The sequence below is a fragment of the Jongsikchunia kroppenstedtii DSM 45133 genome, from assembly GCF_000380485.1.
GTDB lineage: Bacteria > Actinomycetota > Actinomycetes > Mycobacteriales > Mycobacteriaceae > Jongsikchunia > Jongsikchunia kroppenstedtii.
The window spans coordinates 1-13,077 of sequence record NZ_AQYG01000027.1 but is presented as its reverse complement, the minus strand read 5'-3'; the positions used below and the strand labels follow the sequence as shown (position 1 = coordinate 13,077).

Annotated in this window: 10 protein-coding genes and 1 pseudogene; 3 read left to right on the top strand and 8 right to left on the bottom strand. The window is 67.4% G+C overall.

All coding sequences use genetic code 11. From position 1 onward, the window contains the following. The first annotated feature begins 62 nt into the window (after positions 1-62). Positions 63-554: a flavin reductase family protein gene (locus tag G341_RS0100925; RefSeq protein ID WP_018177223.1), complete on the top strand. Its 492-nt coding sequence runs from the start codon at positions 63-65 to the stop codon at positions 552-554. A gap of 77 nt (positions 555-631) precedes the next feature. On the opposite strand, the gene G341_RS0100920 is transcribed toward G341_RS0100925, so the two are convergent. From G341_RS0100920 to G341_RS0100895, 6 genes are all read right to left on the bottom strand, one after another. Next, complete coding sequence (locus tag G341_RS0100920; RefSeq protein ID WP_018177222.1) at positions 632-1,588, bottom strand: alpha/beta hydrolase; 957 nt, start codon at positions 1,586-1,588, stop codon at positions 632-634. A 165-nt stretch (positions 1,589-1,753) separates the two neighbouring features. Further along, complete coding sequence (locus G341_RS0100915; RefSeq protein WP_018177221.1) at positions 1,754-2,593, bottom strand: IclR family transcriptional regulator; 840 nt, start codon at positions 2,591-2,593, stop codon at positions 1,754-1,756. A 251-nt stretch (positions 2,594-2,844) separates the two neighbouring features. After that, positions 2,845-3,750: a biphenyl-2,3-diol 1,2-dioxygenase gene (bphC, locus tag G341_RS0100910; protein ID WP_018177220.1), complete on the bottom strand. Its 906-nt coding sequence runs from the start codon at positions 3,748-3,750 to the stop codon at positions 2,845-2,847. 37 nt (positions 3,751-3,787) lie between these two features. Beyond that, complete coding sequence (locus G341_RS0100905; RefSeq protein WP_018177219.1) at positions 3,788-4,966, bottom strand: acyl-CoA dehydrogenase family protein; 1,179 nt, start codon at positions 4,964-4,966, stop codon at positions 3,788-3,790. A gap of 55 nt (positions 4,967-5,021) precedes the next feature. Continuing rightward, entirely contained in the window at positions 5,022-6,203 is a 1,182-nt protein-coding gene (locus G341_RS20585; protein WP_018177218.1) for a 3-ketosteroid-9-alpha-monooxygenase, oxygenase component, read from the bottom strand. 189 nt (positions 6,204-6,392) lie between these two features. After that, complete coding sequence (locus G341_RS0100895; protein ID WP_155826689.1) at positions 6,393-6,827, bottom strand: nitroreductase/quinone reductase family protein; 435 nt, start codon at positions 6,825-6,827, stop codon at positions 6,393-6,395. A 132-nt stretch (positions 6,828-6,959) separates the two neighbouring features. On the opposite strand from G341_RS0100895, the gene G341_RS20580 reads away from it, so the two are divergent. Both G341_RS20580 and G341_RS0100885 read left to right on the top strand, forming a co-directional pair. Beyond that, positions 6,960-7,325, top strand: a complete 366-nt coding sequence (locus tag G341_RS20580) for a hypothetical protein (RefSeq protein WP_018177216.1) — start codon at positions 6,960-6,962, stop codon at positions 7,323-7,325. 103 nt (positions 7,326-7,428) lie between these two features. Then, entirely contained in the window at positions 7,429-10,839 is a 3,411-nt protein-coding gene (locus G341_RS0100885) for a pyruvate carboxylase (RefSeq protein WP_018177215.1), read from the top strand. Positions 10,840-10,879: 40 nt separating this feature from the next. Here G341_RS0100885 and G341_RS0100880 read toward each other — a convergent pair whose 3' ends face one another. Both G341_RS0100880 and G341_RS23915 read right to left on the bottom strand, forming a co-directional pair. Beyond that, entirely contained in the window at positions 10,880-12,760 is a 1,881-nt protein-coding gene (locus tag G341_RS0100880; RefSeq protein WP_018177214.1) for an ABC transporter ATP-binding protein, read from the bottom strand. 86 nt (positions 12,761-12,846) lie between these two features. Continuing rightward, a pseudogene (locus G341_RS23915) lies at positions 12,847-13,077 on the bottom strand (short-chain dehydrogenase); the annotation flags it as partial.

Below are 13,077 nucleotides of genomic sequence, written 5' to 3'. Positions count from 1 at the left end.
TTCTTGCCTGATTCTCCGCACCAACGGATTCTTAGCTCACACATTGCTTTATGAGGAGAACCATGCAGACCGTGATCGATTCGACCGAGCTGCGGCGGGTCCTGGGGCATTTCGCCACCGGGGTAGCGGTGATCACCGCACACGACGGCGACGAGCCGATCGGATTCACCTGCCAGTCGGTGACGTCGGTGTCGTTGGAGCCGGCGTATGTCTCGTTCTGCCCGGCGAAGTCGTCGACCAGCTGGCCGCGGCTGCGTCAGATCGGCGACATCTGCATCAACGTCCTGGCCGCGCACCAGCGCGAGACCTGTCTGCAGTTCGCCGTCAGCGGCGGCGACAAGTTCGAGGGGCTGGAGTGGGCCGATCACGGCAACGGCGCGCCGCGGCTGCACGGCGCGCTCGCCCATATCGAGGCGACGGTGGCGCATGAGCACGAGGCCGGCGACCACACCATCGTGCTGGCCGAGGTCACCAGCCTGGAGACCGGCGATCCGACCGAGACCGGCGACTCACCGCTCCTCTTCTTCAAGGGCACGTTCGGCACCTTCAGCTGAATCCCGCTCAGGCAGAGACGACTGTGGCCCTACCGGACATCCGATAGGGCCACAGTCGTATCAGCCACTGCGTGCGTTCAGTGGGCGAGCTCGCGGACCATCCCCAGGATCTCCTCGCGGGCGATCTGCACCGCCGACAGCGCAGGGAAGGTCAGGAAGCCGTGGAACAGTCCGTCGTACCGGCGGTGCTGCACGGCCACGCCGGCGTCCTGCAGCGCGCGGGCGTACGCGTCGCCGGAATCCGACGGCGGATCCAGCTCGGCCGTGATCACGACGGCCGGCGGCAGTCCGGACAGCGACTCGGCGCGGCTGGGAATGACGCGCGGATCGTCGCGGTCACCGGGAGCGTAGTTCTCCCAGTACCACTTCATGTTGGACGTCGTGTTGTAGTTTCCGACGCCGAACTTCCGGTAGGACTCGGTCTCGAAATCGTCGTCGATGACGGCGTACAGCAGCACCTGTCCGGCGAGGGGCGGCCCGCCCGCGTCCCGCGCCGTGATCGACACCGTGGCGGCCAGATTGCCGCCCGCGCTGTCGCCGGCGAGGATGATCTTCGACGGATCGCCGTGGTAGTCGCCGATATTCGCGGCGGTCCACTGCAGGGCGGCAAAGAAGTCGTCATGCGCGGCCGGGGCCTGATGCTCGGGGGCCAGCCGGTAATCGACGGAGACGATGACGGCGCCGACGCCCTCGGCCAGCATCCGGCACAGGCCGTCGTGGGTGTCCAGATCGCAGAAGACGAATCCGCCGCCATGCGCGAAAAGGATGACAGGGCAGGCGTTCTGGTCGCCCGCGGCGTGCGGCTCGAAAATGCGGATGGGCAGCGGGCCGGCGGGGCCGTCGATGTCGAGGTCGGTCACCCGCAGCATGTCGGGCTGGCGGGTGGGCGTGGCGCCGCGCTCTTTGATGATGCCGCGGATGGTGGCGCCGTCGTACTGGGCGAGGTCGGGGAAGCCGGCGTCGAGCTTGGTGAGAAACTCGGCGGCCTCCTGCAGCGCCTCGGCGGGAATCGGTGCGGTGGTCTCGGTCGCCATCGTGTCTCCTGCTGGTATCTCGCTATGCCTGTGTTCCCACAGGCGATTTCCTTGTGCCTAGACGGTGATCAGCTGGGCGATCCGGCAAGGTTGGCGGAGTCCCGCTATACCGCTTTTGTATGCGGGACTTCGTCATAACGCGGCCGGTCGTGCAGCTGGCGCCGGCTAGCTGGCGCGGACTGCGGGGCCCATCATGAGTGGACGCGACTGCTGCAGCGTCGGCTGCACGCGGCTGGAATCGACGTTGCGCCAGATGCCCAGTGCAGTCATCCGGACCGGGGCGGCGAGACGGTGGTCGAGCTGCATCTGCTGGATCGGGCCGCAGACCGAGACGGCGGCGACGGCCTCGCCGATGTTGCCGATCGGGGCTGCGACACAGCCGAATCCGGCGACGGCCTCTTCGCGGTCGTAGGCGACTCCGTGGCCGCGGACCTTGCCGAGCTCGGTGCGCAGCGCGTTGGCGTCGGCGATCGAGTAGCGGGTGCGCCGGGTGCCGAGGTCGAGGGTGGAGATGGACTCCTTGACTGCGGAGTCGGCCGCGAACGCGAGGATGGCCTTGCCGACGGCCGAACAGTGGGCCGGGTGGCGGCCGCCGACGCGGCTCGGCAGCGCGACGGCGGCGCGTGACGCGATCTTCTCCAGATAGACGACGTCCGGGCCGTCGAGGATGGCGAGGTGGACGGTGTGGCCGGTGGCGCGGTGCAGCTCGTGCAGGAACGGCAGGGCGGCCTTGTGCAGGCGGTCCTGGTGCACGGCGAGCGAACCGAGCTCGACCAGGCGCATGCCGAGTTCGTAGTCGCGGCCCTGGCGGCGCAGCCACCGCAGCTGCACCAGTCGATCCAGCATTCGATGCGCCGACGAGCGGGGGAGGCCGGTGCGGCGCACGACCTGTGCGAGGGTCAGCCGACCGGGGCCGTCGAAGGCATCGAGAACTAGTGAAACGCGATCGAGGACGGAGTTGGGGGTGTTGTCCAGATCAGCGGCTGTGACTACGGGGCTGGCCATGATCGATCTCCATGCAGGTCAAGTGTCCAAGGGCTCCTAATCGCGGCTGCACCGTAGCTAACCACGGTGTTTCGATTAGGAATATGACTAAACGTAGCATGTGATTGACAGCATGTCACCTAAATGCTGTGAAACCGCACACAAGCAGCAGAAAGCCGCGGGGTGCCCCTACCCCGCGGCTTTCTTTAGCCCGGCGCCCGTCGGCGCCGGCCGTCTATTGCTGCCCGTCCAGCGGGCGTCGCCGATCGGCGTCACATGGCCGCGAGCGGCTCGCTGCCCGACCAGTCATGGCCCCAGTAGCTGTCCGCCGTGATCTCCTCGGACGTGTAATGCGCCTCGTCGACGAGCATTCCCTCGGTGCCGAACTCGATGTCCCAGCCGCCCGGAGCACGGACGTAAAAGGAGACCATCTTGTCGTTGGTGTGCCGGCCCAGCGTCGACGACAGCGAGAAGCCGTCCTTCGCGACGCGATCCAGCGCCGCGCCGACCGCGTCGAGGGTGTCGACCTCCACCATCACGTGGATCAGGCCGGGAGCGCCGCCGTGCGGCGCCGGGCAGATGGCCAGGCTGTGGTGACGCTGGTTGACACCCATGAAGCGGATCCGGATGGGGCCGAACTCCGGCGGGGCCGGGATCTTCATCGCGCCGCGCGGCAGGAAGCCGAGGACGTCGGTGTAGAACTCGAACGCGCCATTCGGGTCCATCGTCGGCAGCACGACGTGGCCGAGGCCCTGCGCGCCGGTGACGAACGTGGCGCCGTACGGGGTCACGACCGGCGAGTGGTCGAGCACCGGGCCGTGGAAGATCTCCACGTTGGCGCCGGTCGGATCGGTGAAGGCGATTCCGGCCTCGATGCGGCGTGCGTCGGCCTCCTCGAGCGACAGCGGCTTGACGCCGACGCCGGCGGCCTCGAGCTTCTCGGTGACGGCGGCCAGCGCCTTGCCGTCGCGGACCTCCCAGCCGATCTCGACGACCTCGTCGGTGTCGCCGGGGACGACGATGATGCGCGCCGCGCGCTCGTCCATCCGCAGGTACAGCGCGGACTCGTCCGGGCCGGAGCCCTCGGCGAAGCCCAGCACGTCGAAGGCGAAGGTGCGCCAACGATCGATATCGTTCGTGGACACCTTCAGGTAGCCCAGTCCCTTGATCTCAGTCATGTTCTCTTCCTTGGGTTTTCGTATATGTCGTGGAGGGTCAGATCATCGAGCGCAGCTGCTGCGGCGGATCGATGCCCAGCGAGCTGAGTGCCGACGCATGGAACACCGTGCTCGGCACGTGGATCGCGTGATTCAGGCCGGAGTGGCAGTCGCGCCAGAACTGCTGCAGCGGCTTGTCCATCCGCAGCGCGTTGCCGCCCGAGCGGGCGAAGATCTGGTCGACGGCCATCACGGCGCGCCAGGCCGCGCGGACCTGGGTGCGGCGGACCATGGCGCGGGTCGCGAAGTCGATCTCCTTGCCGGCCTCGACCATGTCCCAGATCATGTCGACGTTCGACAGCAACTCCTGGCGAGCAGCATTGATGTCGGCCGCGGCCTCGCCGATCGCGAACAGCACGTACGGGTCGTCCTTGATGGCGGTGCCCTGCGCGCCGACGCGGTCGCGCTGGTAGTCCAGGTGCGCCGCGAGCGCGCCCTCGGCGATGCCGACCACGGCCGAGCTGATGCCCAGCGGGAACATCGTCGACCACGGCATCTTGAACAGGGTCTCGGTCATGCCGGCCTCGCGCTGGGCGGTGCCATCGATGACGTGATCGCCGTTCATCACCCGGTAGCTGGGGACGAAGGCATCCTTGACGATGATGTCCTTGGAGCCGGTTCCCTTGAGGCCCACGACATTCCACGAGTCTTCGACGATCGTGTAGTCCTTGCGCGGCAGGATCATGTGCAGCATGGTCGGGGGCATCGCCATGCCGCCCTTCTCGTCACCGAGCATGGCGCCCAGGAAGATCCAGTCGCAGTGATCGGTGCCGGAGCTGAACTGCCAGCGGCCGTTGAAGATGTAGCCGCCGTCCACCGGAGTGGCGATGCCGGTGGGCGCGTACGGCGACGCGACCCAGGTGTCGGCGTCCTCGCCCCAGATCTCTTCCTGCACCTTGGGATCGGCGAAGGCCAGCTGCCACGGGTGCACGCCCACGATGCCGCAGATCCATCCGGTGGCCGGGTCCAGCGACGCGGCGCGCATCACGGTCTGCGCGAACTCGCGCGGATGCGCCTCGAAACCGGCGTAGCGCTTGGGCTGCAGCAGCCGGATCGGGCCGGCGGCCTTGAGCTTCTTGGCCGTCTCGTCGGGCAGCCGACCGAGCTTTTCGGCCTCGGTCCGCTGCGCGTCCAGTTCGGCGGCGATCGCCTCGATATTGTCCAGTACCTGGGGCATTGTCACTCCTTTGTCGAATTCTGTTGGTAGTTGCTTGTTCTGATGCTCGGGGAGCTCAAAGGGTCTGCATTTCGCCGGCCGGCTCGGTCTTCGGCACCGTCGCCGGGCTGACGCCGGCCGCGATGTTCTCGGCGACCTCGGCCTTCCAGCTCTCGACCGCGCGTTCGGTGTCGATCTCGAACTCGAAACGCTTGGTCATGTCCTCGGTGACGTCTTCGATGTCGACGTAGAACTGCTGGTACCAGCGGCGCAGCTGATACACCGGGCCGTCCTCCTCCGACAGCAGCGGATTGTCGATGGGCGCCTTGTTCTTCCAGATCTCGACGTCCTGCTCGAAGCCCAGCTTCACGCCCTCGGCGAACTGGTTCGCCATCGCTTCGGCGTCGGCCTCCGAGGCGCCGGGCAGCTTCTTGACGATCGCGCCGTACTGCAGCACGAACTCGTCGTTGCTGACGGGGTAGTGGCAGTTGATCAGCACGGTCTCGATCTTCTGGCCGTTGGCGTGCGACACCAGCCAGTCGATCATGTACGACGGTCCGAAGTACGAAGCCTCCGAATGCAATTCGGCATTCGGATCGTCATAGTTGGTGCCCGAGATGACATCCTCGCGGCCGACCGAGTTCATGTACTGGGTGGCGACGGGGCCCTCGAAGACGTTCTTGAAGTACTTCGGGAACGAGTAGTGGATGTAGAAGAAGTGCGCCATGTCCACCACGTTGTCCACGATCTCGCGGCAGTGAGAACCTTTGATGCGCAGCGTGTTCCAGTTCCAGTCGGTCCACTCATCCGTGCCGTATCCCTCGATGTGGGGGATCGTCACCTCGTCGGTGGGCTTGGAGCCCTGCACGTCGTGCCAGACGAACAGCTGGCCGTTGCGCTCGAGCGTGGGCCACGCCCGCGTCTTGGCCACCGGCGGCACCCGACGTGCATACGGGATACCGCTGCACCGGCCCTTGCCGTTCCAGCGCCAATCATGGAACGGACACGCGATCGAATCACCCTTCACACTGCCGTGCGCCAGATTGCCGCCCATATGCCGGCAGTAGGCGTCGAGCACATTGATCGAGCCGTCCGTTTCGGACTGGAACACCACCAACGACGTGCCGAACGCGTCGATCTGATGCGGCTTGCCGTCCTGGAAATCCTTGAGCAATCCGAGCAAATGCCAACCACGGGCGAAACGGCTCGGCGCCGCCGCCGCCTCGATAGTCCGATACTCTTCCTCCGCCTGCGTCATCGCTACCTCCAAAGTCTCTGCGCGTGGGCTGTAATAGCGATGGTGGCCCGTGCCATCGACAAGGGCGGGGCGCGTTCCCGGTCAGTGGACAAGAATCGCCGGATTCGGAGATGAACGGGCGTCGTCGCCTCGCCTGCCCGCGGAAATCGCAGGTCTGACCGTGTTAGGGAGGTGGCCGCGGGCCCGCCGCTACCGCGGTGAGAGCGCGAATACCCGGGCGCCATCCGCGAAGGCGCGTTCGAGATCGCGCGGGTCCGGCTCGCCGTCGGGCGTGTATCCGATGTGGTTGAAGTTGGCGAAGTTGCGGTTGTCGCGGGCGATGATCCCGTACATGTCGATGACGCCCGCCTGATCGTCGATGACGCGTACATCGGCGATTCGTCTTGCGCCCTGGAGCTGGATCTCGATCGATTCGCCGGTACGCAGGTTCTTGCCCCAGGCGAACGGGGAACCGACCAGTAGTTCGCCGTCGTGCGGGGTGTAGGCGACCGGCACCTCGAAGGTGCGCCCGGATTTTCGGCCGACCACGTACAGGGTCAGCAGCCGCGCCCCGATGAACTTGGACACGACGGGGAGCTTGAGGGCGGTGCGCATGGCTGCGTTCATCACGTTCTGCAATGGCATCGTCTTGATAGAACCTGCTTGAGCCATGGTTCCACGGTAGGCCGGGGCATCGGTCGTGGCCAGGGCTCGGCGTCCGATGATGCGGGGCGCGGCAAGTGGACACTCTCGCGGCCGAGCTGATGTCATGGACCCATGCGCGCACCTTTCGGAGCACTGAAGAAGCTGTCGACCTCGTTGACGCTGCTGGGATCGCTGGTCCTGGCGATCTGCGTCGGCGTGCTGACCGTGCTCTGGGCGATGAACGGCCAGTGGGTCTGGTTCGTCGTGGGCGTGCTGATCATCCTGATGAACGTCGGCCTGCTGGTGACGGAGCTGCGGCCGGTGCCGACGGCCAAGACCTGGCACACGCGCGACGTGCGCACCCTGATCGACGGCATCGACAACGACGTCGCCGCTGCCCGCAAGCTCCGCAAGGCCGACCGTGGCCTGTCCGCCGTCGCGGCCTGGGAACTGGTGCAGCGCGCCCGCAAGGCGGACCCGGGCGAGGCCGCGGACTGACCCGTACGGCCATCCGGCCCGACCGGTCCCGTCAGCCGGGATGTCCGGCGGCATATCTCGAGTACCGGTGAAATCTGCGGCTGCTCGGTGGTAGAAGGACCAGATGATCACCAAGGTGCTGGTCGCCAACCGCGGCGAGATCGCGATCCGGGCATTTCGAGCCGCATACGAGTTGGGCATCGCGACGGTCGCGGTCTTTCCGTTCGAGGACCGCAACTCGGCGCATCGCACGAAAGCCGATGAGTCGTACCAGATCGGTGAGGCGGGACACCCGGTACGCAACTACCTCGACATCGACGCGATCATCGATGCCGCACACAAATCGGGTGCCGACGCGATCTATCCGGGCTATGGATTGCTGTCGGAGAATCCGGATCTGGCGGCGGCCTGCGCGGCGAACGGCATCACCTTCGTCGGGCCGTCGTCGGAAGTGCTGGAACTGACCGGCAACAAGGCCCGCGCGATCGCCGCGGCGAAGGCCGCGGGCCTGCCGGTGCTGGCGTCCTCGGCGCCGTCGACCGATGTCGACGAGTTGATCGCGGCCGCGGAGTCGATGCAGTTTCCGCTGTTCGTCAAGGCCGTCGCCGGCGGCGGTGGCCGCGGCATGCGCCGCGTGGCCGACATGTCGACGTTGCGAGAGTCGATCGAGGCCGCCGCTCGGGAGGCGGAGTCGGCGTTCGGCGATGCCACCGTCTTTCTCGAGCAGGCGGTGATCAATCCGCGGCATATCGAGGTCCAGATCCTCGCCGACACCCACGGCGACGTGATCCATCTCTTCGAACGGGACTGCTCGGTGCAGCGCCGGCATCAGAAGGTCATCGAGCTGGCCCCGGCACCCAATCTGGATCCGGCATTGCGCGAGACGATCTGCGTCGACGCCGTCGCCTTCGCGCGGCGGATCGGCTACAGCTGCGCGGGCACGGTCGAGTTCCTGGTGGACGAGCGCGGCCACCACGTATTCATCGAGATGAATCCGCGAATCCAGGTGGAGCACACCGTCACCGAAGAGGTCACCGATGTCGACCTGGTGCAGGCGCAGCTCCAGGTGGCGGCCGGCGCGTCGCTCGCCGATCTCGGCCTGGCGCAGGAATCGATCACCCTGCGCGGCGCCGCCCTGCAGTGCCGCATCACCACCGAAGACCCCGCCAACGGATTCCGCCCCGACACCGGACGGATCACCGCGTACCGCACGCCCGGCGGCGGCGGGGTGCGGCTGGACGGCGGCAGCGCGCTGGGCGCCGAGGTCGGCGCCTATTTCGATTCGATGCTGGTCAAGCTGACCTGTCGTGGAAGGGATTTCACCGCGGCGGTGACCCATGCCCGGCGCGCGGTCACGGAATTCCGGATCCGCGGAGTCGCGACCAACATTCCGTTCCTGCAGGCGGTGCTCGACGACCCGGACTTCCGGGCGGGACGGGTGACCACGTCGTTCATCGAGGAACGTCCCCAGCTGCTGACGGCGAACGCGTCGGCCGATCGGGCGTCGAAGATCCTGTCCTACCTGGCCGACGTCACCGTCAATCAGCCCAACGGGACGCGGCCAACGGCGGGCTTCGTGCGCGACAAGCTGCCGTCGATCGACCTGAGCGTCGAGCCGCCGGCGGGCTCGCGACAGCGCCTGTTGTCCTTGGGGCCCACTGGATTCGCGACGGCGTTGCGCGAGCAGCGGGCCCTTGCGGTGACCGACACCACCTTCCGCGACGCTCACCAGTCGCTGCTCGCCACCCGGCTGCGCACTTCCAGCCTGCTGGCGGTGGCGCCGTATGTCGCGCGGATGACCCCGGAGCTGCTTTCGATCGAGGCGTGGGGCGGCGCGACCTACGATGTGGCGCTGCGATTCCTGCACGAGGATCCCTGGGATCGGCTGGCGCAGCTGCGTGAGGCCATTCCCAACATCTGCCTGCAGATGCTGCTGCGGGGACGCAACACCGTCGGCTACACCCCGTACCCCGAGGAGGTGACGAAATCCTTTGTCGCCGAGGCGGCATCGACAGGTATCGATATCTTCCGGATCTTCGACGCGCTGAACAACGTCGACCAGATGCGGCCCGCGATCGACGCGGTGCACGAGTCCGGCACGGCGATCGCCGAGGTCGCGATGAGCTACACCGGCGACCTGGCCGACCCGGCCGAGCGGCTGTACACGCTCGACTACTACCTGCGGCTGGCCGAGGAGATCGCGGCGGCCGGAGCGCATGTGATCGCGATCAAGGACATGGCCGGTCTGCTACGTGCATCCGCTGCCACGCAGCTGGTTTCGGCGTTGCGCGCCAACTTCGATCTGCCGATCCACGTGCATACCCACGACACGCCGGGCGGACAGCTGGCGACCTATCTGGCCGCCTGGCAGGCGGGGGCGGACGCCGTGGACGGTGCCTCCGCGCCGATGGCGGGCAACACCAGTCAGCCGGCGCTGTCGGCGATCGTTGCCGCCGCCGCGCATAGCGACCGCGATACCGGGCTGTCGCTGAAGGCGGTGTGCGATCTGGAGCCGTACTGGGAGTCGCTGCGAAAGGTGTACTCGCCGTTCGAATCCGGGCTGCCCGCGCCGACCGGGCGGGTGTACACCCACGAGATCCCCGGCGGTCAGCTGTCGAACCTGCGGCAGCAGGCCATCGCGCTCGGGCTGGGCGACCGGTTCGAGGAGGTGGAGGCCAAATACGCGGCGGCCGACCGGCTGCTGGGGCGGTTGATCAAGGTGACGCCGTCGTCGAAGGTGGTCGGAGATCTGGCGCTGACGCTGGTGGGCAGCGGTATCGATATCGACGACTTCGCCGCCGACCCGGGTCGCTACGACATCCCGGACTCGGTGATCGGTTTCCTGCGCGGTGAACTCGGAACGCCGGCGGGCGGCTGGCCCGAACCGTTCCGGACCCGGGCGCTGTCCGGACGCGGCGAGCCGAAACCGGAGACCCCGCTGACCGACGCGGATCGCGCGGGGCTGGCCGGTGACTCGGCCACGCGGCGGGCCACGTTGAACCGCTTGCTGTTTCCGGGCCCGACCAAGGAGTACCTGGCGCACCTGGAGAAGTACGGCGACATCTCCCGGCTGTCGTCGCTGCAGTTCTTCTACGGCCTTCGCCAAGGCAAGGAGCACCTGGTCGAACTCGCCAAGGGGGTGACCCTGTTGATCGGGCTGGAGGCGATCTCCGAGGCCGACGACCACGGCATGCGGACCGTCATGTGCATCCTCAACGGTCAGCTGCGGCCGGTGTCGGTGCGCGACCGGTCGATCGCGAGCAAGGTGCCGGTGGCGGAGAAGGCCGACCCGGGGATCCCGGATCGACACATTCCGGCGCCGTTCGCCGGCGTGGTGACGCTGGCGGTGGCAGAGGGCGATGCCGTCGAGGCCGGCGCGACGGTCGGCACGATCGAGGCGATGAAGATGGAGGCCGCGATCACCGCCCCGCGCGCCGGCACCGTGACCCGGGCCGCCATCACCGCGGTGGCCCAGGTGGAGCCCGGCGACCTGCTACTCATCATCGAACCGGGGACGCAGGCGACCGCCGACTAAGCGGCTGCAGCCGGCGTCACCATGGCCAGGGGCGTTGCGGCTAGGCGGCCTCGTCCGTGCTCGCGAACTGCGTGCGGTAGAGCTCGGCATACCGTCCGCCGGCGGCGAGCAGATCGTGATGGCGGCCGCGTTCGATGATGCGCCCCGCCTCGAGCACGAGGATCTCGTCCGCTGCCCGGATCGTCGACAGCCGATGCGCGATGACCACGGAGGTCCGCCCGACGAGGGCCTCGGCGAGCGCCTCCTGCACCGCCGCCTCGGATGTCGAGTCCAGGTGCGCGGTCGCCTCGTCGAGAATCACCACGGCCGGATGCGCCAGCAGCAGCCGGGCGATCGTGAGTCGCTGACGCTCGCCGCCGGAGAGCCGGTAGCCGCGTTCGCCGACGACGGTGTGCAGTCCGTCGGGCAAGGATGCGATCAGTGCATCGAGCCGGGCCCGACGCAGGGCATCCCACAGATCCTCTTCCGTGGCAAGCGGATTGGCGAGCAGGAGGTTGTTCGCGACCGTGTCGTGGAACAGGTGGCCGTCCTGGGTGACCAGGCCGACGGCCCGGTGCAGATCGGCCGAGCGCAGGTCGCGCACGTCCGCACCGCCGACGCTGATCCGGCCGCTGTCCACGTCGTAGAGGCGCGTCGCCAGCTGGGCGATGGTGGACTTGCCGGCGCCGGAACTACCGACCAGCGCGACCATCTTGCCGGCCGGCACCGAGAAGCTGATGTCGTGGATGACCTCGACGCCGGCGCGGGTGTCGAGCCCGGCGACCTCCTCCAGCGAGGCGAGCGACACCTTGTCGGCCGACGGGTAGCCGAACCGGACATTGTCGAAGCGCAGGGACACCGGCCCCGACGGCACGGGCTGTGCGTCCGGCTTATCGGTGATCAGCGGGGTCAGGTCCAGCACCTCGAAGACGCGCTCGAAGCTCACCAGGGCGCTCATGATCTCGATCCGCGCTCCCGCCAGAGCTGTCAGCGGGGCATACAGCCGAGTCAGCAGCAATGCCAGCGCCACAACGGATCCCGCGTTGAGATGACCGTTCACCGCGAGCACGCCGCCGAGTCCGTAGACCAGGGCCAGGGCGAGCGCCGAGACCAGGGTCAACGCTGTGACGAAGATGCCCTGGACGACCGATCGCTGTACGCCGATGTCGCGGACTTTCCGTGCCCGGGCGGCGAATTCGGCCGATTCGTCCGCCGGCCGGCCGAACAGCTTGACCAGGGTGGCGCCAGGCGCGGAGAAGCGCTCGGTCATCTGCGTGGACATCAACGCGTTGTACTCGGCCGCCTGCCGCGAGAGTCCGGCCATTCGATTCGCCATCCGTCGGGCCGGAATCACGAACACCGGCAACAGGATCAGCGCCAGGAAGGTGACCTGCCAACTGATCGTCACCATCACGGCGAAGGTGAGAATCAGCGTCACGAAGTTCGAGACCACGCCCGAGAGCGTGTCGCTGAAGGCCCGCTGCGCGCCGATGACATCGTTGTTGAGCCGGCTGACCAGGGCGCCGGTGCGGGTCCGGGTGAAGAACGCGATCGGCATGCGCTGCACGTGGTCGAACACCGCGCGCCGCAGGTCGAGTATGAGGCCTTCGCCGATGTTCGACGACAGCCACTGGGTGAGCATCGAGGCCGCCGCCTCGGCCAGGGCGATGCCGGCGATGGCCAGCGCCAGCCACACGATGATCGACGTATCACCGCCGCCGACAATGTGATTCACGACCCGGCCGGCCACGAGCGGGGTGATCACCGTCAGCACCGCCGCGACCACACTGAGCGCGAGGTACGCGGCGATCTTGCGCCGATGCGGGCGGGCGAAGCCGAAGACCCGACGCCAGGTCTCCCGACGACTCTGGCGCAGTGCCTTGCCGCTCAGCGGCGGTCGACCGATCTGCCGATACAGCGTGTTCCACGCAACCGATTCCATACTCACGGGATCGACGGTAATTCCTCAACATAAGTCGAGGTCAAGCGAATTCGTCTGTGGGCGAACGGGGAATATATTCGCCGGACTCAACTGTGGTCCATGCGGTCCTGGTAGTCGTGACGCTTGTCGGCGTCGGCGGTCAGGAACATCTCGGCGTATTGCTTGGACTTGAGCATGCGGCGTTTGACCGGGCCCGGGATCGCGCCGACGACCGCCAGCGCGCCGAGGCCGTGGCTCGGATAGCCGTGCAGGGCACCGGTGTTGATCACGCGCAGCATGCAGTCGGCGACCTGTTCGGGGGTGGCGACCGGGATGGA